Annotated in this window: 23 protein-coding genes; 9 read left to right on the forward strand and 14 right to left on the reverse strand. The window is 43.9% G+C overall.

All coding sequences use genetic code 11. The features are described 5' to 3' along the window. Nucleotides 1–40: 40 nt before the first annotated feature. The gene (pgeF, locus tag AVL57_RS12900) at nt 41–775 is read right to left on the reverse strand and encodes a peptidoglycan editing factor PgeF (RefSeq protein ID WP_057790738.1); all 735 of its coding nucleotides are present in this window, start codon (nt 773–775) and stop codon (nt 41–43) included. Between the two features lie 58 nt (nt 776–833). Continuing rightward, on the reverse strand, nt 834–1,817 hold the full coding sequence (rluD, locus tag AVL57_RS12905; protein ID WP_057790736.1) for a 23S rRNA pseudouridine(1911/1915/1917) synthase RluD: 984 nt from the start codon (nt 1,815–1,817) through the stop codon (nt 834–836). 168 nt (nt 1,818–1,985) lie between these two features. Between rluD and AVL57_RS12910 the strand changes: the two genes are divergently transcribed. Then, nucleotides 1,986–2,753: an outer membrane protein assembly factor BamD gene (locus AVL57_RS12910; protein WP_013783382.1), complete on the forward strand. Its 768-nt coding sequence runs from the start codon at nt 1,986–1,988 to the stop codon at nt 2,751–2,753. 112 nt (nt 2,754–2,865) lie between these two features. Here the strand turns inward: AVL57_RS12910 and AVL57_RS12915 are convergent, their stop codons facing one another. The 3 genes from AVL57_RS12915 to AVL57_RS12925 all read right to left on the reverse strand — a co-directional run bounded on the left by AVL57_RS12915 (nt 2,866) and on the right by AVL57_RS12925 (nt 4,903). Further along, nucleotides 2,866–3,594: a ChrR family anti-sigma-E factor gene (locus AVL57_RS12915; RefSeq protein ID WP_057790734.1), complete on the reverse strand. Its 729-nt coding sequence runs from the start codon at nt 3,592–3,594 to the stop codon at nt 2,866–2,868. Further along, the gene (locus AVL57_RS12920; RefSeq protein WP_013783380.1) at nt 3,587–4,198 is read right to left on the reverse strand and encodes a sigma-70 family RNA polymerase sigma factor; all 612 of its coding nucleotides are present in this window, start codon (nt 4,196–4,198) and stop codon (nt 3,587–3,589) included. Before AVL57_RS12920 ends, AVL57_RS12915 begins: the two co-directional genes overlap by 8 nt. Before the next feature lie 129 nt (nt 4,199–4,327). After that, the gene (locus AVL57_RS12925; protein ID WP_057790732.1) at nt 4,328–4,903 is read right to left on the reverse strand and encodes an LON peptidase substrate-binding domain-containing protein; all 576 of its coding nucleotides are present in this window, start codon (nt 4,901–4,903) and stop codon (nt 4,328–4,330) included. A gap of 307 nt (nt 4,904–5,210) precedes the next feature. On the opposite strand from AVL57_RS12925, the gene AVL57_RS12930 reads away from it, so the two are divergent. The 5 genes from AVL57_RS12930 to AVL57_RS12950 are packed head-to-tail and all read left to right on the forward strand — an operon-like array spanning nt 5,211 to nt 9,619. Further along, entirely contained in the window at nt 5,211–5,636 is a 426-nt protein-coding gene (locus tag AVL57_RS12930) for a nuclear transport factor 2 family protein (protein WP_057790730.1), read from the forward strand. After that, complete coding sequence (locus tag AVL57_RS12935; protein ID WP_057790728.1) at nt 5,633–6,352, forward strand: SDR family NAD(P)-dependent oxidoreductase; 720 nt, start codon at nt 5,633–5,635, stop codon at nt 6,350–6,352. Before AVL57_RS12930 ends, AVL57_RS12935 begins: the two co-directional genes overlap by 4 nt. Before the next feature lie 12 nt (nt 6,353–6,364). Next, nucleotides 6,365–7,630: an NAD(P)/FAD-dependent oxidoreductase gene (locus tag AVL57_RS12940; protein WP_057790725.1), complete on the forward strand. Its 1,266-nt coding sequence runs from the start codon at nt 6,365–6,367 to the stop codon at nt 7,628–7,630. Continuing rightward, a complete protein-coding gene (locus tag AVL57_RS12945) occupies nt 7,630–8,358 on the forward strand; it encodes a DUF1365 domain-containing protein (RefSeq protein ID WP_057790723.1) in 729 nt (242 codons plus the stop codon). The genes AVL57_RS12940 and AVL57_RS12945 overlap by 1 nt, the downstream gene beginning before the upstream one ends. Before the next feature lie 7 nt (nt 8,359–8,365). After that, nucleotides 8,366–9,619, forward strand: a complete 1,254-nt coding sequence (locus tag AVL57_RS12950) for an SAM-dependent methyltransferase (protein WP_057790721.1) — start codon at nt 8,366–8,368, stop codon at nt 9,617–9,619. A gap of 148 nt (nt 9,620–9,767) precedes the next feature. Here the strand turns inward: AVL57_RS12950 and AVL57_RS12955 are convergent, their stop codons facing one another. Then, nucleotides 9,768–10,697 carry a flagellar motor protein MotB gene (locus AVL57_RS12955; RefSeq protein WP_013783373.1) on the reverse strand — a complete coding sequence of 310 codons (930 nt, stop codon included), beginning with the start codon at nt 10,695–10,697 and terminating at the stop codon, nt 9,768–9,770. Further along, the gene (gene pomA / locus AVL57_RS12960) at nt 10,697–11,461 is read right to left on the reverse strand and encodes a flagellar motor protein PomA (RefSeq protein WP_013783372.1); all 765 of its coding nucleotides are present in this window, start codon (nt 11,459–11,461) and stop codon (nt 10,697–10,699) included. The genes AVL57_RS12955 and pomA overlap by 1 nt, the downstream gene beginning before the upstream one ends. Before the next feature lie 291 nt (nt 11,462–11,752). Between pomA and xseB the strand changes: the two genes are divergently transcribed. Genes xseB through dxs form a run of 3 tightly spaced genes read left to right on the forward strand, consistent with a single transcriptional unit; the run spans nt 11,753 to nt 14,824 of the window. Further along, the gene (gene xseB / locus AVL57_RS12965) at nt 11,753–11,995 is read left to right on the forward strand and encodes an exodeoxyribonuclease VII small subunit (RefSeq protein ID WP_082605035.1); all 243 of its coding nucleotides are present in this window, start codon (nt 11,753–11,755) and stop codon (nt 11,993–11,995) included. Nucleotides 11,996–12,023: 28 nt separating this feature from the next. Next, complete coding sequence (gene ispA, locus AVL57_RS12970; RefSeq protein WP_057790718.1) at nt 12,024–12,914, forward strand: (2E,6E)-farnesyl diphosphate synthase; 891 nt, start codon at nt 12,024–12,026, stop codon at nt 12,912–12,914. A gap of 32 nt (nt 12,915–12,946) precedes the next feature. Then, nucleotides 12,947–14,824 (forward strand): 1-deoxy-D-xylulose-5-phosphate synthase, encoded by a 1,878-nt coding sequence (gene dxs / locus AVL57_RS12975; protein WP_057790717.1) that lies wholly within the window; start codon nt 12,947–12,949, stop codon nt 14,822–14,824. A gap of 107 nt (nt 14,825–14,931) precedes the next feature. Here the strand turns inward: dxs and AVL57_RS12980 are convergent, their stop codons facing one another. The 7 genes from AVL57_RS12980 to ribD all read right to left on the reverse strand — a co-directional run bounded on the left by AVL57_RS12980 (nt 14,932) and on the right by ribD (nt 20,568). After that, nucleotides 14,932–15,432, reverse strand: a complete 501-nt coding sequence (locus tag AVL57_RS12980; protein WP_057790715.1) for a phosphatidylglycerophosphatase A family protein — start codon at nt 15,430–15,432, stop codon at nt 14,932–14,934. A gap of 18 nt (nt 15,433–15,450) precedes the next feature. Then, nucleotides 15,451–16,416, reverse strand: coding sequence for a thiamine-phosphate kinase (thiL, locus tag AVL57_RS12985; protein ID WP_057790713.1), 966 nt, complete (start codon nt 16,414–16,416; stop codon nt 15,451–15,453). Between the two features lie 46 nt (nt 16,417–16,462). Next, nucleotides 16,463–16,885, reverse strand: a complete 423-nt coding sequence (gene nusB, locus AVL57_RS12990) for a transcription antitermination factor NusB (RefSeq protein ID WP_057790711.1) — start codon at nt 16,883–16,885, stop codon at nt 16,463–16,465. Between the two features lie 13 nt (nt 16,886–16,898). Further along, the gene (gene ribH, locus AVL57_RS12995; RefSeq protein WP_013783365.1) at nt 16,899–17,372 is read right to left on the reverse strand and encodes a 6,7-dimethyl-8-ribityllumazine synthase; all 474 of its coding nucleotides are present in this window, start codon (nt 17,370–17,372) and stop codon (nt 16,899–16,901) included. Nucleotides 17,373–17,674: 302 nt separating this feature from the next. Further along, the gene (ribBA, locus tag AVL57_RS13000) at nt 17,675–18,775 is read right to left on the reverse strand and encodes a bifunctional 3,4-dihydroxy-2-butanone-4-phosphate synthase/GTP cyclohydrolase II (RefSeq protein ID WP_057790709.1); all 1,101 of its coding nucleotides are present in this window, start codon (nt 18,773–18,775) and stop codon (nt 17,675–17,677) included. 22 nt (nt 18,776–18,797) lie between these two features. Beyond that, nucleotides 18,798–19,460, reverse strand: a complete 663-nt coding sequence (locus AVL57_RS13005; protein ID WP_013783363.1) for a riboflavin synthase — start codon at nt 19,458–19,460, stop codon at nt 18,798–18,800. A 7-nt stretch (nt 19,461–19,467) separates the two neighbouring features. Beyond that, the gene (gene ribD / locus AVL57_RS13010; protein ID WP_057796035.1) at nt 19,468–20,568 is read right to left on the reverse strand and encodes a bifunctional diaminohydroxyphosphoribosylaminopyrimidine deaminase/5-amino-6-(5-phosphoribosylamino)uracil reductase RibD; all 1,101 of its coding nucleotides are present in this window, start codon (nt 20,566–20,568) and stop codon (nt 19,468–19,470) included. Nucleotides 20,569–20,588: the final 20 nt, after the last annotated feature.

The raw sequence follows: 20,588 nt of genomic DNA on the forward strand, positions 1-20,588 counted from the left end.
AGATTCAAGAGAAACGATTAAAGTTTCGTAAACCTTTGATTTAGCGCAAACCTATTACACTTACCATTCGACCGGTAGACGTCTTGCCTTGGTGGGTGGCTCTGCGGTGAGAATAAAACTGTTTTTCGTTGCAATAGGTGCAAAGCTGACTATTGATAATAGTACCAACATCGAGCGATGCCAACTGCTGAGCAGCAATGGCGGGTAAATCCAATTGAAACTTAGTGGGTATATCACTTTGGCATATTGCTGATGGATAATCCGCAAAGCGTTGCGCTAACGACGCGTCTACTTCATAGCATTGCTGACAAATAGCGGGTCCAATCCAAGCCATTAAATCTGAAGCTTGGCTTGAAAAGTGGTTTACTGTGCGGCTAATAATTGCAGACTCAAGCCCCTTCCATCCGGCATGCACGGCAGCCACTTCCTTACCCGCATTATCACAAATAAGGACAGGTACGCAGTCGGCCGTCATGACTGCACAAAAATGCGAAGTACTTGTGGTAAAAGCTGCATCGCCTTCTGTCTGGGTAGAAGGCAACGTAATAACATGATTACCGTGAACCTGATTTAACCACGTTATAGCTTTGGCGTAAGGCAACCTAGCGCGATTTATCGCCACGGCTTCCTTGTCATCACCTACGTGGTCTCCAACATTACACTGGGCAAACTCCCCACGGCTGGTAGCAACGCCCTCATTGTTACAGCCACTGCCATCACGGGTGGTAGTGAAAGCCACCACGTTTTTAGGGCTATTCCATTGAGGCGTTATCATACCGAATTCCGCTGCGCAGTAGCTAATATTAGTGATTCAGACATTCCGGTTGCACTGATTAAATCATATCTTCTGGGTTTTCTTTAGAGTCTAGGCGTACCGCCGCTAATAAATCTTGCATATCTTGCGGTAGAGGCGCTTGCCATGTCATCCACTCTTCCGTTTCAGGATGATATAAAGAAAGCTGAGCTGCGTGTAAAGCTTGGCGCTGGAAACCACGCAAGGTGTTGATAAAGTCATCAGATGCACCTTTTGGTAAGCGTGGTCTACCACTATAGGTAGGATCGCCTAGCAACGGATGCTTGATATGGGCCATATGCACACGAATTTGGTGAGTCCGGCCCGTTTCTAGCTTTAAGCGCAAATGCGTATACGCACGAAACTTCTCAATGACACGAAAATGAGTCACTGCAGGTTTACCGTTTTCACGCACGGCCATGTGTGTACGCTTAGTTGCATGACGGCCAATAGGCTCATCCACCACACCACCAGCTACCATGGTACCCATAGCAACGGCTTCATACTCGCGGCTCATCACTCGGGTTTGAAGCTGATCTACAAGGTGGGTTTGCGCAGGTATTGTTTTCGCTACTACCATCAAGCCCGTTGTATCTTTATCTAAACGGTGCACGATACCTGCTCGCGGCACTTTATCAATTTCAGGAACATGATTAAGTAATGCGTTAAGTACGGTGCCACTTGGGTTGCCCGCGCCAGGATGAACCACTAAGTCAGCAGGTTTATTAATCACTAAGATATGTTCATCTTCATAAACAATATCCAGCGCAATGTCTTGCGGTTGGCTAGTGACCTGCACTTCTATTTCAGCGCTAACAGTCACCACCTCATCCATTTGCATTTTATGGCGTGGTACTGTGATAACCTGTCCATCAACGGACACATTTCCGCCTTGGATCCAAGTTTTTAGCTTAGAACGTGAATATTCAGGGAACAAATCAGCTAAAACCTGATCTAACCGAAGACTAAAGTGCTCAGCCCCTGTGGTTGCTTCTAATTGTAATGTGTTGTCCGACTGTGTCATAACACCGATTATTAAGTGTAAAAAGGGTATTATAACAAGCTTTCAATCGGTACACTGCGTTGTTTACGAATTTGTATGGTTTTTATCATCGCGAGTACGTTAGAATACGAGAACATGAGCTTAGACAGCGAAGTAATCAATACTGTTTAGCAGGAAAAAAGAACTATTATGAAATCAATTCGATTACTGGCACCTGTGTTATTAGGTGCAATGGTATCTGTCGCAGGCTGTAGTAGCTCCTCCGACGAAGAAGAAAAAGCCGTAATGGCTAATATGGGTGCGCAACAGCTATATAACAGAGCCAAGCAAAGTATGGAAGTGGGTAACTTCAGTGCTGCAGCCCAGACATTAGGCGCATTAGACTCTCGCTATCCATTTGGTCCGCTTTCGCACCAAGTACAATTAGACCTTATCTACAGTTACTACAAATCTGGTAAAAGTGATGAGACGTTGGCCACTATCGATAGGTTTATTCGTCTTAATCCAAACCACTCAGATGTTGACTATGCCTACTATATGCGCGGCCTTACCAACATGGAGTCTGACAGTAACCTGTTTCAAGATTTGATGAACATTGATAGGACTGACCGAGATCCTTCGAAATCTCGTCAAGCCTTTGAAGATTTCAGACGCTTAATGCAGCAATACCCTGACAGCAAATATGCTGCAGACGCTCGCAAGCGCATGCTTCATATTAAAGATAGACTCGCACGATACGAAATAGCTATTGCTCGCTTCTACATGCGCAGACACGCTTATGTTGCAGCAGCTAATCGTGGTAGATATGTTATTGAGCACTTCCCTGAAAGCACGCAAATTCAGCAAGCGCTTGAAATTATGGTATCTAGTTACGAACAACTAGGGTTAGATGATTTGCGTGGAAACGCAATGAAAACATTAAAGTTAAACTTTCCTGAAAGTGACTTTATTAGCTAATAATGCTGATAGCTGGATCAAAAAAGCGCAGTTCACAACGAACTGCGCTTTTTTTTGAATTTATTTTTAAGCTTTTACTAAGAAAAACTACAAAAGATACTGTTACGAAAGGTTAGCGAAAGAAAAGATGGCTAAATGGATTGAGAAGGCGCGCTATACCAGAAGTAAAATGTAAGGGCTGGTCGACGATAGTAAAAACCAAGCAGCCTTGAGCATTGTCAGAACGTGGTGTGTGGGTATTTTGCCCATCCATAAAAATAAAATCGCCAGAGTCGTAGTTATTGAGCCCGTCACTGAATTCGCCGTTAATGACTAACGTATATTCAGTGCCTCGGTGAGTATGTTCAGGAACACTTCCACCTTTGCCCATGTAAATAAAGTTAGCTACACCTTGGCTACCTAAATCTACTGGTGCTTGCCACAGCTTACCTACCAAGCTAGACCAACCACCTGTCTTTTCTTTATACCGCTGAAGTGTTCGTGGCAGGGCAAAATTTCTGCCATCAAGCTCAATAGAATCATTAACAGCAATGCTGACTTCTGTGTTTGTGTTCTGCTTTCTGGGCGATTGTTTCTGTTGTGTACCGGTATCGGCTTCAACAGATGAAGGTGATTGGGTAATTTGCGCAATCATTGCGCTGTAATCGGCCTTAAGGTCAACTGGCTTAAAACCATTATCTTCTAATAACGAACCAGCTAGGCGCTCAGTTTCTTGTTCCACAAATCGCTGACACGTACTGCACATATCACAATGTGCAGAAACCATCAGCGAGACCGCTGGGGACAAATTTCCGTCAACGAATGAAACGAGTTGTTGAGCACTTGGGTGGAACCTAATCATTACTCTGTAACATACCTTTTAATCTTTGAAGTGCTAAGCGGGTTCTCGACTTAACTGTACCTAGCGGGATATCTAACTCATCAGCGACTTCTTGCTGAGATTTACCATCAATATAAATGGCTTCAATCACTGCTTTCTGTTTAACAGGAAGTGATTCAAACAAATAACCTATTTGCTCTAACGTAACTTGTTCATCAAGCGGTGCTTCGTTCAAGTCAGCGGTTTGTTCGCATAGTACTGGCCATAGGTCATCAGAACACACGTCTTCTTTTCGGTTTTGAAGCTTACGAAGCATATCAAAACGAATGTTTCGAGCAATAGTGAAAATCCACGTAGAAGGCGAACCTTTTTCTGCATTAAACAAATGGGCTTTCTGCCACACGTTCGACATGGTGTCTTGTACTAACTCCATAGCAAGTGCTTCGTTACCCATTTGCTTTAAAGCGTATGAGCGAAGTCTTGGAGCGAAATAATTAAAAACCCGTGCAAAAGATGCTTTACAACGCTTTTGAGCAACCTCTACTAGGTAATCTGACATCTCAACCGCGCATTCTTTCGGTTTAATCGTACTCTTACTTTGTTCTAAAGGAATTCCAACTAACATAAGGTTTCGTCCGTTTATCCGATTCGATTACTGTATTTTACAAACAAACGATGAAAGAAGTTCGAAAAAATCGTCAATTCCACATTACAATTGTTTAATGGAATTTAAGAAATTATCTTTTAATTCGTTTTACCGAATTAATGCATACAGATAGTTAAGTAAGCTCTTACCACCACCCTCTCTTAGAAACTGCTGCTTTTGCCCACCATCGACAGGTAACAATTCAAGCCACCGTCTTAACACCCACATTGGGTCGTCAAACCGGGTTTCTTCATAAAGTGATGCTATCTCCGTATACTTCGCAAAAATCTCTTTCAAACGCTCATTTATAGGCGCTAATTGCTGAGGTGATATTTCGCAGTTCCAAGGCGCTACAGAATGACAATGACCTGTACGTAACCCATCTGATTCAACTGCTATATCAGTTACCTCAACTAACTCTAATCCAGCAACCTTTATGCCAAGCAAGCCGTCATCAAGTAAATCGAAGTCAACAACCTTGGCGTAGGTACCAATCGGATAAATATGCTCGTTATGCGATTTGTCGCCAGATGCGTTAAGCATACACATCACAAACCCTTTGTTTTCAGCGCATGCCTGCTTAACCATGCGTGTGTATCTAGGCTCGAAAATGCGTAACGCCATGCGTCCTTCTGGAAGCAAATGGGCAGATAACGGAAATAGTGGAATGGGTGTCTTACTCATAAACTCTTAACTCTTTTAGTCATAAGCAATTACGCCACTGTGAACAAATTGGATCGCTAGGGAAAAAATTTCACACTTTAGTCTAAGGGTAATGATCCGACGCGCCGCTTTATTTGTAAAATGACTATATTAAGAAAACGTTAACCTACTTGGTTACGCTTCGAATAATAGAACGATGATCAAAATAGCGTGTATAGTACTTTCAAGTGGTACTCATAAACAAGCTTCCACGCAGTATTGGCATTAGTAACAACAAGTTATATAGCTGTTTTATATTTCTTTAAGTATTTTAAAAAGTGAAGAAGTGATGACTGTATTAGATAGATTTTCAACCATGTACGCCGATATATGCCAAATCACCCTTGATGATTTAGCAAACATTTATGCTTCCAATGTGACATTTGTTGATCCTATCACTACCCACCACGGCCTTGATGATGTTCAAAAGTATTTTGCAAACTTACTCGAACAAGCAGAACGATGTCAGTTTGATATATCAATGATAGCGCCAGTGAGTAGCAACAGCGTCACTCACATTGTTAACTGGACGATGAACCTCAAACTCAAGCAAAGCGATAAGTTAATTACCGTAGATGGGAATACCCAACTAACGGTAAAGGATGACATTATTGTTTATCACAAAGATTTTTATGATTTAGGGGAAATGGTTTACGAACACATTCCTTTGCTCGGGTTCTTTGTTAAGAAGATTAAAAAGAGGTTAGCGAAATGAAGACATTACTCATTACCGGTGCAACCTCTGGAATTGGCAAAGCGTTAGCACTTCATGCCGCAGATAATGGCTACGAGGTTATTGCTTGTGGCAGAAATCAAGATGTTTTAGATGAACTAGCGTCAAAGCCAAATATTAGGCCGCTTCAATTTGATGTGACTTCTCTTGAAGATGCGAAACAGGCGCTACGAAACGTGAAGTGCGACATTGCCATTTTAAATGCCGGCACCTGTGAATATGTCGATATTGATGAATTTGAGTCCGATATGTTTAGGCGAGTTTTCGAACCTAACTTTTTTGGAGTAGTTCACTGTGTTGAGGCACTCATTCCTTCTTTAAATAAAGGGGATAAGCTAGTCATCGTAGATAGTATGGCTCGCCTTCTCCCGTTTACCCGATCGCAAGCTTACGGGGCAAGTAAAGCAGCCCTTCACTATTTTACAAAAAGTTTAGAGGTAGATTTACACGACCGCGGTATAAAAGTTCAAGCGGTATCGCCAGGTTTTGTTGAAACCCCGCTGACCGACAAAAATGATTTTGATATGCCAATGAAAATTACGGCCACCGAAGCGGCGGAGTCTATGCTTAAAGGCATTGAAACCGACAAGCAAACCGTTTTTTTCCCCCGCATGTTTGGCTTTATACTGCGTTTTATGCATATTTTACCTGTAGGATTACAAAAGAAACTATCGCTATCGATGCGAGAAAAGCAGTAGAGCACAATAACAATGACAAAAAATGTAGCGATTATTGGGACAGGTATTTCAGGCCTGACTTGTGGGTATTTGTTAAATAAAACGGCTGATATAACAGTTTATGAGGCCAATGATTACATTGGCGGGCACACTGCCACAAAAAAGATTAACGATGATGGCATTGAACGACATATCGATACCGGCTTCATAGTATTTAATGATTGGACCTACCCTAGATTTATAAAGCTGATGAAACAGCTTGATGTAGCATATCAACCTACCGAGATGAGCTTTTCTGTTACCAGTAAAAAGGCCAATATTGAGTACAATGGCAATACGATAAATAGCCTCTTTGCACAGCGCCGGAATATACTGCGCCCGAGGTTTTGGCGTATTGTGCGCGATATTCTTAAATTCAACAAAGCCTGCAAGGCTTTTGTTGCCGAAAAGCGCGATACGTCTTCAATGACACTTCAAGATGTTATTAACGAGCTAAAGCTAAGCGATGACTTTGCTCGCTACTATATCTTGCCCATGTGCGCTGCCATCTGGTCTGCAAGCCTCGCTCAAACTAGGCAGTTCCCACTAACCTTCTTTCTGCAATTTTTCAACAACCATGGCTTATTGAATATAAGTGACAGGCCACAGTGGTACACCATTAAAGGCGGCTCTAGCACTTACATTCCCCCATTAACAGCCAGCTTTAAAGACAAAATAAAGCTATCGTGTGGTGTCACGAATGTTAAGAAAGTGGACGATATGTGGCAGGTTACTGACACATCTGGCGCCCAAGCTGAATTTGATGATGTTATTTTTGCCTGCCATAGCGACCAAGCGCTTGCCATGCTAGACACCCCTACCGAAGCTCAGCAAGCTGTGTTAGGTGCCATTGGCTTTGCTGAAAACGACGTTGTTATGCATAAAGATACAAACCAACTTCCAAAACGAAAGCTTGCATGGGCGAGTTGGAATTATCGATTAAAAGACGATGCTGGCGAAGAAGAAAGACCGGCCTCGGTGACTTATGACATGAATATTCTTCAGCGATTAGACGCTGCGAATACCTACTGCGTCACCCTTAATAACACGGATGAAATTGATAAAAGCGCGGTGTTGGGTAGATATGAATATGCGCACCCTCAATTCAGTGAAGTTATGGTGAATGCCCAACAGCGCCGAAACCAAATATGCGGTGTTGATAATCTGCATTTCTGTGGCGCCTACTGGTATAACGGCTTTCATGAAGACGGCGTACATAGCGCATTAGATGTATGCGAGCGATTTGGAGTTAACCTTTGATGGATAGTGCTATTTATGAAGGAAAGGTGTATCACGAGCGCTTTTCACCTACCCAACATAAGTTCGACTATCATATCTATTTGTTCTGGATAAAGTTAAGCGAAGTTGATGCCTTGCCAGCTGTACTTAAACACTTTTCGGTTGATGCTAAAGCAAGAGTGCGCTTTAAACGTGAAGACTACTTAGGTGATAGCAACACGCCATTAGACCAAAGCGTACTAGAAAAAATGAACAGTTTAAGTGAGGATACCTTAAGCGGTGATGTATACATGCTTGGGCAGCTTCGTATGTGGGGAATGTATTTCAGCCCTGTTAATTTTTATTACTTAAAGGGCAAAGACAATGCCTTTACCCATGTATTGGCAGAAGTCAGTAATACCCCTTGGAATGAGCGGCATTATTATTTGGTCGATTTAGCATTGCAAGCAGATACACCAAAAGCGTTTCATGTATCGCCGTTTAATCCAATGGACATGACGTACAAATGGCGAATAACGCAACCTAGCCAACGCCTCGCATTGGTGATGGACTGTGTTCGAGGCGACAAAGAATTCAGTGCAGGAATTAATTTAACACGGCTTTCATTAGATAATGCGAATCTAAGTCGGGTTATGAAACGTATACCTAGTATGACCATTAAAACAATGATTGGCATATATTGGCAGGCGTTAAAGTTACTCATAAAACGAACGCCACTTTATGACCACCCTAAGAAAAGTCAGGAATAATAACTACATGTCTTCCGGTGAATCTGTATTTAGTACCCCTTCAGAAGCGTCTCTTCTAGACAAGGTTTGTAGGCGCGCATTTTTAAAGTGTTTAGAGAAACTTCCACATGGCTCACTTACCATTATGGAAAATGGTAGCACGATTGCCTCATTGGGTAACCCCAACGACGATTTGCACGCAACTATTAACTTCAAAGACGTAAAAGCGTATCGCCAGCTATTGTTGGGCGGCAGCGTGGGAGCGGGCGAAGCCTATATGGATGGCCTGTGGGAAAGCGATAATGTTACGGCAGTGGTGCAAATTTTTGCGCGTAATCTATCGACCCTTGATGCATGGGAGAATAAGTTTAAATGGATTTCCATGCCTATTTTGAAAATTCAGCACTTTGCCCGCCGCAACACACAAGATCAAGCCAAGAAAAATATTGAAGCCCATTACGATTTAGGTAATAAGCTTTACACTCGCTTTCTTGATAACACCATGATGTATTCATCGGCAATTTATCCTGACGTTAATGCCAGTTTGGAAGAGGCACAAAATCACAAACTTAAAACAATTTGTGACAAGCTTCAGTTAACCGAAAGCGACCATCTTTTAGAAATTGGTACTGGTTGGGGTGGTTTGGCGGTGTATGCTGCCAAGCATTATGGTTGTAATGTGACCACCACAACTATCTCTGAAGAGCAATATGCTTGGGCAGAGCAGTGGATTGAGCGCGCACAGGTGTCTGACAAAGTCACTTTGCTGAAAAGAGACTATCGCCTGTTAGAAGGTAAATACGACAAGCTGGTTTCAATAGAAATGATTGAAGCTGTAGGAAAAGATTACTTAGGTAACTTTTTTGAGAAGTGTTCATCGTTGTTGAAAGACGATGGGCTAATGTTGCTACAATCCATCACCATTGATGATAGACGTTACGAAAGTTACGCCAGCAGTGTGGACTTCATTCAAAAATACATCTTCCCGGGTGGATTTTTGCCCTCACAATATCAGTTAAACGCGCATTTAAAGCGCTATAGCGACATGATGATTAGAGATTTACATGATATCGGCTTAGATTACGCCCAAACACTAAATCATTGGTACGAGGCTTTTATTAGCGCCAAAGAAGCGTTACTAAACGACGGTTACGATGAACGTTTCATGCGGATGTGGATTTACTATTTAAAATACTGCGAAGGCGGTTTTCTAGAAAGAACCATTAGCACTGTGCAATTAGTAATATCTAAGCCACATCACAGAGAGGCACTCCAACGCTAGTTGCATGTGCAAACAACGCTAGTTGCATGTGCAAACAACGCTAGTTGAATGTTTAAGGCTCCGTTAGTTGGAAGTGTGAGACGATTTCAAAATAAAAGGGCGAATCATCTGATTCGCCCTTTTTGATTTTGCGTTCTGCTTACAATCTTTATTCATCAACCACGGAAATAGGTTGAGAGGTCATAGGTTTACCTTGATTAATATTGATCTCTACCCGTCTATTTCGCGCTCTATCAGCCGGCGTTGTAGCATCTTCTACCATGGGGTCGGTATCGGCCTTCCCTACTACCGACATTCTGCTTTCATCGAACCCTGGGGCTGTTCGCATAGCTTCGGCTACGGCTACCGCACGCTGAGACGATAAATCCCAGTTGGAACGATATAGCTCGTTAGCAATGTGTTGTCCGTCACTATGCCCTGATATTTCTATTTCCCCTGGCACATCAGCTAACAGCACCCCAATTTTGCGTAAGATAGGCTGGAACTGAGGTTGTAGAAATGCAGAACCGGCTGAAAACGAACCGTTCTCTCTAATGCGAATAGTCAGTTGCTGACCTAAAGACTCTAATTCTACTGCGCCATCGAGAATTTGCTTTTGTAACTGCTGCGCCACTTTTTTCATTAACTCAGCAGTTTGAGTTTGATCTGAACTTTGCGACTCAGAGGAAGACTGATCGGTAGCCGTTTGCTGCGACTGACCACCGCGCTGCTCACCTCTTTGCTTCTGCCTACCGCCTGAAGAGTCTTCATCACCCGCTTGAAACTCTAGCATCTGCTGAGTCATTTCAATGGTTTGTTGCTGAATAGTGTCGATAGGCGACGGGTCTGGACGACCAGGTCTAAATTCCATCGCAATAACACTGGTGCCTTTAGGGATGTCTTTCACTTCAATTTTGTTTTGTACACCAAAAGCAAACTTCATAGAGCCCGCTATTTGCTTAAACTTCAGAACATCCATTTCTGAAAATGAGAGCAGCAGTACAAAAAAGCACATGAGCAACGACATTAAATCCGCGAAGGTCCCCATCCATGCAGGAAGCCCCTCGGGAGGACATTTTGGGCACTCTTCTTCAGCCATTATTCGTCCTCAGCGCCCGTACCGCGTTTACTTGCCGCTAAATAGTTTTTCAATATGCCTTCGATAACACGCGGGTTTTGCCCATCAGCAATACCCACAATGCCATCGAGTACTAGCATTTGGTTAAGCTTTTCTTCTTGTGCGCGGTTACCGAGTTTTACTGCCATGGGTAGGCAGATAATGTTGGCAAGGAATGCACCATACAAGGTAGTTAATAGTGCTACCGCCATCGCTGGTCCAATCGATTTAGGATCATCCATGTTAGAAAGCATGGCCACCAGACCAATCAGGGTTCCAATCATTCCCATTGCTGGTGCAATATCACCCATACCTTTAAATATGGTGGCACCAAACTCGTGTCGCTCGGTAGTCATCGAAATATCTTTCGCTAAGGTTTCTCTGACCACTTCTATGTCGTGACCATCAACCAACATGTCTACACCTTTTTGCATAAACGGATTGTCAATTTCAGCTTCTTCCAATGCAAGAAATCCGCCTTTACGTGCTGCATCTGCCATCTCAACAATTTTTTCAATTAAGTCTTCAGGCGTATCAATTTTGAACATGAATGCTTTGCCTGCAATTTTACCTGCACCAAAGAACTGCCCTAAAGTGTATTGGGATAAAATAACGAAAAGGGTGCCACCAAATACAATCAAGATAGATGGTACGTTGATGAACATGGCAATACTGCCACCCATAACCATGGCCATTACTACAAAGCCGATGGCGCCCAACATACCTATGACGGTTGCTAAATCCACTCACTCTTCCTCATTTTTTGCAGACGCTGCATAACTATTACTCGTATTCTATCGGCATTGTATAGAATTTCTATAACAAGATTATCGCAAATTGCCTTAATTATTGTATACATAATGACGTTAGTCGAACTTTAGGCGGCAGTTTTAATACTGAGGCTTAGTTCACAACGCGTTGTCATAGATAGCTGCAATAGGGCATATATTGACAAACCATTTGACCCATTGGCTACCCTCAGTTAATGTGCGCGTAATCCCAAGAAACGCCTAAAATTGAGTGCTATGGTGGCGAAAGTGACGAAAAAAACAGATTCTCCCTCGTTTGAGGAAACCCTTACCGAATTAGATGCCATCGTTAATGAGATGGAAAACGGTGAGTTACCATTAAACGTTGCACTTGAAAAATTCGAGCGAGGCATTGCCCTTTCTCGTGAAGGCCAGAAGTCGTTAGAGCAAGCCGAGCAAAAAGTTAAAATTTTGCTTAATGAGCAAGGCGAAAGCGCATTACACCCTCTTCCTGAAGACGAGCAACCTTAAACCTCGTGTCGCAACAAACAGGTACGTTATGAATTTCACTGCATTGCATCAGCAAGTTAAGCAGCAGACCGATGCGTCGTTAAATACGCTTATTGATGACCTTCCACACGACGCACCGCGGCTTAAAGAAGCAATGCGCCATGCGTTATTGGTGGGGGGTAAACGCATGCGACCTTTACTGGTTCAAGTTATCGGCAACATCCTTGATGTGCCCAAAGGCGATCAAATGGCTATTAGTATGGCCATTGAGTGCGTGCATGCTTATTCGCTGGTACATGATGACTTGCCAGCCATGGACGACGACGATTTGCGTCGCGGCCAGCCAACTTGTCATATTGCATTTGATGAAGCCACCGCAATATTAGCCGGTGATGCATTGCAAGCCCTTGCTTTTAGCACATTAGCCGATGCGCCATTAAGTGATTTCGCAACCAATAAACGTGGTGAATTACTTTCTTTGCTAGCCCGCGCCGCAGGCTATCGCGGCATGTGTGGCGGGCAAGCTATCGATTTAGCCAGCACGGGTGAAGAAATAAGCCTTGAGCAGCTCAAGCGGCTGCACAATTTGAAAACCGGCGCCTTGCTTCGTGCATGTGTTGAAATGGTATCTATTGTTTCTCCAGAACTTGATAGTGACAGTAAAGCAAACTTATTGGCCTACGCAGATGATATTGGTCTTGCATTTCAAGTCCAAGATGACATTCTTGACGTAGAAGGTAATAGTGAGCAATTAGGAAAGCCTGCAGGCTCTGACATTGCTTTGGGTAAGAATACCTTTCCTGCCAAACTTGGCATAGAAGGCGCAAAACGAGAACTTGATAAGCTGCATCAGAATGCCCTTCAAGCCTTGGCTCGTTTACCCTACAATACAGACAGTTTAATTGCGTTTAGCGAACTATTGGTAAAACGAGACCATTAGTTCTGCAACCATGTTGAAAAAGATAATAAATAATGAGTTTAGACCTCCAACATTACCCCACGCTTGCTATTGCGCAAACGCCGGATAAGTTAAGACAGTTACCGCAAGAGAAATTGCGAGAGTTGTCAGATGAATTACGAGAATATTTACTAAATAGTGTTAGCCAAACCAGTGGACACTTTGCGTCTGGCTTAGGCACGGTAGAGCTTACTGTGGCTTTGCATTACATTTATAACACGCCTATCGACAGATTAATTTGGGATGTGGGTCATCAAGCCTACCCCCACAAAATTCTTACAGGCCGTGCCACACAAATGTCGACTATTCGACAAAAAGATGGATTGCACCCCTTCCCTTGGCCACCTGAGAGCGACTACGACACTTTTGCTGTCGGCCACTCGTCGACGTCCATCAGTGCTGCACTTGGTATGGCTGTTGCCGCCGAGCAAGAAGGTAAAAATCGTAAAGTGGTTGCCGTAATTGGCGATGGCGCGATTACCGCAGGTATGGCATTTGAAGCGATGAACCATGCTGGTGACATCAATAAAGATATGGTTGTGGTGTTGAACGACAACGAAATGTCTATCTCTGAAAACGTAGGTGCGCTTAATAGTCACCTAGCCCGCTTATTGACGGGTAATGTCTTCAACTCTATTCGCGATGGTTCTAAAAAGCTATTAAGTAATGTGCCACCTATCAAAGAATTTGCTAGTCGCGCAGAAGAGCATCTTAAAGGCATGGTAGTACCGGGCACTATTTTTGAAGAGCTCGGCTTTAATTACATTGGCCCTATTGATGGCCATGATGTAGATGCCGTTGTAGATACATTGCGTAATATGCGCAAATTCAAAGGCCCACAACTACTTCACGTGGTAACTAAAAAAGGTAAAGGCTACGCCCTTGCTGAGAAAGACCCGATTAAATTCCACGCAGTGCCTAAATTTAACCCTGCGGATAACGCATTGCCTAAAGCGAAGCCATCTGCACCTACTTTTTCTGCCATTTTTGGCGATTGGTTATGCGATATGGCAGCGCAAGATCCTAAATTGATGGCGGTTACCCCCGCTATGCGTGAAGGCTCTGGCATGGTCGCGTTTTCGCAGCAATACCCAGAACAGTATTTTGATGTCGCTATTGCTGAGCAGCATGCGGTTACCTTTGCTGCGGGCCTAGCGCGCGATGGATGTAACCCGGTAGTTGCCATCTACTCAACCTTTTTACAGCGTGCGTACGATCAGCTTATTCACGATGTGGCGTTGCAAGACTTGCCGGTTTTATTTGCTGTTGACCGTGCCGGTATTGTAGGCGCTGATGGCCCTACTCACCAAGGTGCTTTTGATATTGCCTTTTTGCGCTGTATACCGAATATGATAGTGATGGCGCCGTCTGATGAAAATGAATGCAGACAAATGCTTTATACTGGCCATAAAGCGCAAAAACCTGCTGCGGTACGCTACCCCCGTGGCTCTGGAATGGGTATTACCCCTGACGCTGCGATGACCGAGTTGCCAATTGGCAAATCGAAGGTTAGCCGTGCTATTACCGGCAAGCCAGCGAAAAAAGCAGCAATATTGAATTTTGGAACCCTTTTACCTAATGCATTAGCGGCTGGAGAAGCTATTGATGCAACGGTTATTGATATGCGCTTTGTGAAGCCACTGGATGGCCAGGCTATTGAGAAAGCAGCAGCAGAACACGATATGCTTATTACTTTAGAAGATGGGTGTATAGCCGGTGGTGCAGGCTCTGGTGTGCTTGAGTACTTACAACAACAAGGCATTATGAAACCCGTTCGTACGTTGGGGCTCCCAGACAGCTTTATTTTGCAAGGTACGCAGCAAGAAATGTACAAAGAGCATGGGCTGGATGCCGAAGGCATTACCGCTACGCTTAAAAGCTTACTAAGCTAGCGGTTGGTTTTTTAACTAGCTTTTAAAAACAAAAAGCCCGCAGTAGCGGGCTTTTTAGTATGTTCAATTTTTTGCGTATTATCGAACGAACTTAGGTTAGCCCGATTTTAAAACAAGGTTGTAAATGCTGGCCACACTATCATCATGATATGTAAACATGCGCAAGCCATAGCGCCTGCCACTATATCATCCAGCATAATGCCTGTACCGCCGTGTAAGCGCTTATCGATAGGCCCTATTGGCCAAGGTTTTAAAATATCGAATACGCGAAACAGCACAAACCCTGCTAGTAATGATGGCGCTGTAATAGGTACGAATAAGAAGGTAACAAACATACCTGCCACTTCGTCCCACACAATAGAGCCGTGATCGTGCACCTGCATATCATCAGCGGTTTTTCCGCACAGATAAATGCCAAAAATTGATGCAAAAACAGTGAAAGCGATAAATACCAACACTGGCATATTCGCTGACAATATTAATAATGGAAGTGCAGCTGCTGAGCCAAACGTACCTGGCATAAACGGAATAAGGCCGCTACCGAAACCCAACGCTAAAAAGTGCACTGGATTCTTCATGCTAATTCTAGCGCGATATTCTTTTTGCATAAGATGCTCTGTTAGCTTCTAGAAAGTATGCTCGTAACCACTTTCATTGGTTGGTGCGAACGGCTGATTATCTTTTAACAAGGAAAGCTGACCAACTTGGCCAGTTAACTGACCAATACAAGTTGCTTTTACGCTACTACTGCCCATCGAGGTTTCAAAGTTGCCTCGCTGCTCTTCACCTACTGTAAAGATAAGCTCATAGTCGTCGCCTGCTGACAGTGCGTATTCGATAGCCTGGGCATTATCGACTGCGCTGGTCAACGCCCTAGATAAAGGAAGTTTATCCACGTGTACATTTGCACCGCAGCCTGAAGCTTTCAGTATATGGCCTAAATCAGAAATTAAGCCGTCAGACACATCAATACATGATGAAGCAATACGACGAAGTGCCGTTCCCATTGCTACCCGAGGTGTAGGGTAATAATGGCGATTAATAAGCACATCTCGCGCTTCGCCAGCTACCGATAGCTTATTCTGAAGAATATCTAAGCCAGCACCAGCATCACCTAATGTGCCTGTAACGTAAACCCAATCACCGGGTTTTGCATTACTACGAGTCAGTTCAGAACCTGGTGGAATGAACCCTTGCGCCGTAATGGTCATAGCCATCGGGCCTTTAACGGTATCGCCACCAATTAACTGTACAGAATAATACTGCGTAAGCTCGTACAAACCATCTACGAACTCGCTAAGCCATTCATCATTCACTGTTGGCAATGACAGCGATAAGCTGATCCACGCTGGTTCGGCGCCCATGGCGGCTAAATCGCTTAAATTCACGGCTACCGTTTTATACGCAACTGATTTTGCAGGCGCATCATCTAAAAAGTGCACACCGGCTACTAAGGTGTCTGTAGTAACGGCGAGTTGTTGGTTACTAGGAACGTTAGTTACGGCACAATCATCACCAATACCAATAACAACGTCTTTACGAGTATGGCCGCCATCAGAGAAGTAGCGGCCGATAAGATCAAATTCTTTCACGATAGTCTATTAAACCCTTTGTGACATCCAATGCCACTGGACAAGGTTAATCGCGTTCGTCTTTACGCAACGAGCGAACCGCTTTATCAAGCGCACCATTAACAAATTTATGACTTTCTTCGGCCCCGAAAGACTTCGCAAGTTCAATCGCTTCATTAATAATTACGCGATAAGGCACATCCTTACGCTCTGTAAGTTCCAGTGTCGCTATACGTAAAATAGCCTTTTCGATTGCATCTAGTTCTTCAGGCAAACGGCCCAGATACGGCTTAATAGTCGTATCTAAGTGGCTAGCGCTATGCGCCACACCGCGAAGCAGTGCCTGAAAATAAGCCATATCAACTTTCTTCATATCGTTACTGGTCGCAAGCGCCAGTTCAATTTGTTGAATATCGTTATGACTCATTTGCCATGAATAGATGCCTTGAAGGGCAAGTTCACGGGCTTTACGACGAGCTGAAACTTTCACTTAATTTTTTACCTTAAAGCTTTTCAACAGCATCGATAACGTTAACCATTTCAAGCGCACCTAAGGCAGCTTCTGCGCCTTTGTTGCCTGCTTTGGTTCCAGAACGTTCGATAGCTTGTTCAATAGAATCTGTAGTGATAACGCCAAAAGATACCGGTACACCATATTCTAGCGATACTTGCGCTAGGCCTTTGTTACATTCGCCTGCAACAAAGTCAAAATGAGGTGTGCCGCCACGAATTACCGCACCGAGTGCAATAATGGCATCAAAAGATTTTTTCTCAGCAAGTTTCTTAGCAACAATCGGTAACTCATAAGCACCTGGAACACGTACCACTGTGATATCGTCTTCGTTCACTTCGCCGTGACGGTCTAGTGTGTCTAATGCGCCTTCCAATAAGCTCTCAACAACAAAGCTATTAAAGCGTGCAACAACAATAGCAATCTTCTTACCGGTCGCTCTGATATTACCTTCAACTACTTGCATGATTTCATTCCTCGAGAAAAACGGCGCGAAGTATACCACAACTACGCCCAAACTAAATCGATTGTTTTTGTTACTGGCTGACAAGTCCGTTAGCCCGAATAACAAACGGCAAGGTGGGGATAGGGCTCCGTAAACACGCGGTAAATACTTCCCTGTACGCTCCGCCACCGCATCCATGCGGTGGAGGGTTTACTGCGCCCTTTCCCCACCTTTCCTATAAATTACTTACGTAAATTGCATTAGCTTGTGGTAATGACTTTTCGTGAACAGAGCCTTACCAAGAGCTTCTGATTTACCACCACTTAGTCGTGTACGTACTCAACCACTTCTAGGCCATAGCCTGAAAGAGCATGGTATTTAATAGGTTTGCTTAGTAAGCGCATTTTTTGAACGCCGATAGAAGCTAAAATTTGGCTACCAACACCAATAGTGCGCGACGAGCCCTGCCAATCAGCACCGGTTGGACGCTCGCCTCTGTCTTCAGCAGCAAAGCGGCGAACCTGTTGTTCAATTTGTTCATCTTTACCAAGCAATACCAGAACACCGCCTTCATCAGCAATTTTTTGCATACCTTCAGATAAAGTAAGGGAACGATGAATACCACGAGTTGAGCCCAACAAATCACTGAAGGTGTTATGCAGATGCACGCGAACCAATGTCGGGTTTTCAGCTGTCACTTCCCCTTTTTTCAAAGCAAAGTGTAGCTGGTTATCAATACTGTCTTTAAAAGTATGAAGCTCGAAATCACCATACTCTGTAGGTAGGTTGCACTGAGCAACTTTTTCAATAGTGGTTTCGTTTAAGTTTCTGTACTCGATTAAATCGGCAATGGTGCCAATTTTAAGGTCGTGTTTTTCGGCGAATTTCTCAAGTTCCGGACGACGTGCCATTGAGCCATCTTCATTTAAGATTTCAACGATAACACCGGCCGGCTCCAATCCTGCTAAGCGCGGTAAATCGACACCCGCTTCAGTATGCCCTGCACGGTTTAATACACCGCCTTCTTTCGCAATTAGCGGAAAAATATGACCTGGCTGGACTATATCAGTAGCTTTCGCTTCTTTAGCAACGGCAGCTTTAATAGTAACCGCCCGATCTGCTGCTGAAATACCGGTAGTAACACCTGTTGCCGCTTCAATCGATACGGTGAAGTTAGTAGAAAACTGTGCTTCGTTTTTATCCACCATTAACGGCAGATTAAGGCGTCTACAGCGTGCTTCGGTCATAGGTAGACAAACTAAACCTCTGGCATGCGTAACCATAAAGTTTATGGCTTCTGGCGTCACATGCTCTGCTGCCATAATAAGATCGCCTTCATTTTCGCGATCTTCATCATCCATCAAGATAACCATTTTACCTTGGCGAATGTCTTCAATAATTTCTTTCGAGGTGTTAAATGCCATAGTTTTTATACTTCTTGTAGGGTTACTTTCTCAAAAATCCGTTCTCAGCCAAAAACGCCATATCAATGTCTTTTGATATAGGTGATGCTGCTTTATCACCCATCATTAAGCGTTCAAGGTAACGTGCTATTACATCTACTTCTAAATTTACCGCGGTGCCCACTTCGTAATGTCCCATTACGGTTTCTTTCAACGTGTGAGGAATTATCCATAGCATAAACTCAGCACCGTTGACTTCATTTACCGTAAGGCTCACGCCATCAACAGTAATGCTGCCCTTATGAGCAATGTACTTGGCTAAAGATGTAGGTGCTTTTACCCAAAATTCAACATAGTCGGTGTGTTTTATAATTTTACTGATCTCGCCCACGCCATCGACGTGACCCGAAACAATGTGCCCGCCCAGTCTGTCAGTGGGTCGCATCGCCTTTTCAAGGTTCACCGTAGAACCCGTGCCGTAATGGGCAAAGCCGGTGAGCTTTATGGTTTCAGCAGACACATCAGCGCAATAATAATCGCTACCCATATCAGTCACGGTAAGGCATACCCCGTTGGTAGCGATACTGTCGCCAAGCGCAACATCGGCCATATCCAGTGTAGTTGATGAAACCGTTAACCGTATGTCACTACCACGGTTATCGAGTTTAGTAATCTTGCCTAAAGCTTGAATAATTCCAGTAAACATAATGTTCCTATAAGGCTATTGAGGGCTGCTGAGGCGTGTTGAGACTGTAACGAAGCTTAATATCGTTACCTATTTGTCGACTTTCAATCAGCGACAATTCAATAGCTTGATTCAATTCGGTAAAGGTGGGTAAAGATACCATACTCACCCCTTTGTCTCCCAACAGCTTAGGAGCTTGATAACATATGAGTTCGTCTACTTCACCGGCCATCATCAAAGCACCAGCTAAACCTGGCCCTGCTTCTACCCACACTTCATTAAACTGCATGTCGCCTAACTGCAGCATAAGTTTACTGATATCCACTTTACCGTTCATCGCATCAACCGTTAGGTGTTGGCGATTATCCGTATCGGCGTTATGTTGGGTAGATGCCACAAAGGTGGGATGACCATCGTTCATGCACGTATAGTCCCTTGAGAGATCGTCGGCACTATTTACTATTACTCGCACTGGCTGGCGAATAGCCTCCAACGGGTAATGCGCAAACTTAGCTTCGCCTGCTCTCACTAATAGACTCGGGTTATCGGCTTTCACCGTCCCCGAACCTGTTAACACTGCGCAGCTTTGTGCACGGTAATGTTGTACATCTCTTCTGGCTTCTGACCCGGTTATCCATTGGCTGTTACCATTTTGAAGCGCAATTTTTCCATCCACACTTATGCCTAATTTCACTCGAACATAAGGTTTACCTGTTAGCATACGCTTGATAAAACCTGGGTTCAAAGCGGCAGATTCTGCCGACATAATATCGGATGACACCTCAATGCCCGCATCTTGTAACATGCGAATACCATTACCGCTGACATTGGGGTTCGGATCAGTCATGGCAATGACCACTCGCGAGACTTGTGCTTTTATCAGTGCTTCTGCGCAGGGGGGCGTTCGTCCGTAATGACTACAAGGCTCTAGTGTCACATAAGCTGTAGCGCCCTTTGCGCTTTTCCCAGCTTCACGAAGGGCATGAATTTCGGCATGCGGTGTACCGGCTTGAATATGTACACCTTGACCAATAGATTCATTGTTATTATTAACAATGACACAGCCAACACGGGGATTAGGAGAAGTAGTAAATTGCCCTTTTTGCGCCAGTCGAATGGCTTTGGCCATCCAATAATAGTCAATTTCAA

It is taken from the genome of Alteromonas stellipolaris (assembly GCF_001562115.1).
Lineage (GTDB): Bacteria > Pseudomonadota > Gammaproteobacteria > Enterobacterales > Alteromonadaceae > Alteromonas > Alteromonas stellipolaris.

What these genes read in the sequence shown, in the direction of transcription:
- pgeF (WP_057790738.1), bottom strand. Translation starts at nt 775, where the DNA reads ATGATAACGCCTCAATGGAATAGCCCTAAAAACGTGGTGGCTTTCACT.
- rluD (WP_057790736.1), bottom strand. Translation starts at nt 1,817, where the DNA reads ATGACACAGTCGGACAACACATTACAATTAGAAGCAACCACAGGGGCT.
- AVL57_RS12910 (WP_013783382.1), top strand. Translation starts at nt 1,986, where the DNA reads ATGAAATCAATTCGATTACTGGCACCTGTGTTATTAGGTGCAATGGTA.
- AVL57_RS12915 (WP_057790734.1), bottom strand. Translation starts at nt 3,594, where the DNA reads ATGATTAGGTTCCACCCAAGTGCTCAACAACTCGTTTCATTCGTTGAC.
- AVL57_RS12920 (WP_013783380.1), bottom strand. Translation starts at nt 4,198, where the DNA reads ATGTTAGTTGGAATTCCTTTAGAACAAAGTAAGAGTACGATTAAACCG.
- AVL57_RS12925 (WP_057790732.1), bottom strand. Translation starts at nt 4,903, where the DNA reads ATGAGTAAGACACCCATTCCACTATTTCCGTTATCTGCCCATTTGCTT.
- AVL57_RS12930 (WP_057790730.1), top strand. Translation starts at nt 5,211, where the DNA reads ATGACTGTATTAGATAGATTTTCAACCATGTACGCCGATATATGCCAA.
- AVL57_RS12935 (WP_057790728.1), top strand. Translation starts at nt 5,633, where the DNA reads ATGAAGACATTACTCATTACCGGTGCAACCTCTGGAATTGGCAAAGCG.
- AVL57_RS12940 (WP_057790725.1), top strand. Translation starts at nt 6,365, where the DNA reads ATGACAAAAAATGTAGCGATTATTGGGACAGGTATTTCAGGCCTGACT.
- AVL57_RS12945 (WP_057790723.1), top strand. Translation starts at nt 7,630, where the DNA reads ATGGATAGTGCTATTTATGAAGGAAAGGTGTATCACGAGCGCTTTTCA.
- AVL57_RS12950 (WP_057790721.1), top strand. Translation starts at nt 8,366, where the DNA reads ATGTCTTCCGGTGAATCTGTATTTAGTACCCCTTCAGAAGCGTCTCTT.
- AVL57_RS12955 (WP_013783373.1), bottom strand. Translation starts at nt 10,697, where the DNA reads ATGGCTGAAGAAGAGTGCCCAAAATGTCCTCCCGAGGGGCTTCCTGCA.
- ispA (WP_057790718.1), top strand. Translation starts at nt 12,024, where the DNA reads ATGAATTTCACTGCATTGCATCAGCAAGTTAAGCAGCAGACCGATGCG.
- dxs (WP_057790717.1), top strand. Translation starts at nt 12,947, where the DNA reads ATGAGTTTAGACCTCCAACATTACCCCACGCTTGCTATTGCGCAAACG.
- AVL57_RS12980 (WP_057790715.1), bottom strand. Translation starts at nt 15,432, where the DNA reads ATGCAAAAAGAATATCGCGCTAGAATTAGCATGAAGAATCCAGTGCAC.
- ribH (WP_013783365.1), bottom strand. Translation starts at nt 17,372, where the DNA reads ATGCAAGTAGTTGAAGGTAATATCAGAGCGACCGGTAAGAAGATTGCT.
- ribBA (WP_057790709.1), bottom strand. Translation starts at nt 18,775, where the DNA reads ATGGCATTTAACACCTCGAAAGAAATTATTGAAGACATTCGCCAAGGT.
- AVL57_RS13005 (WP_013783363.1), bottom strand. Translation starts at nt 19,460, where the DNA reads ATGTTTACTGGAATTATTCAAGCTTTAGGCAAGATTACTAAACTCGAT.
- ribD (WP_057796035.1), bottom strand. Translation starts at nt 20,568, where the DNA reads ATGGCCAAAGCCATTCGACTGGCGCAAAAAGGGCAATTTACTACTTCT.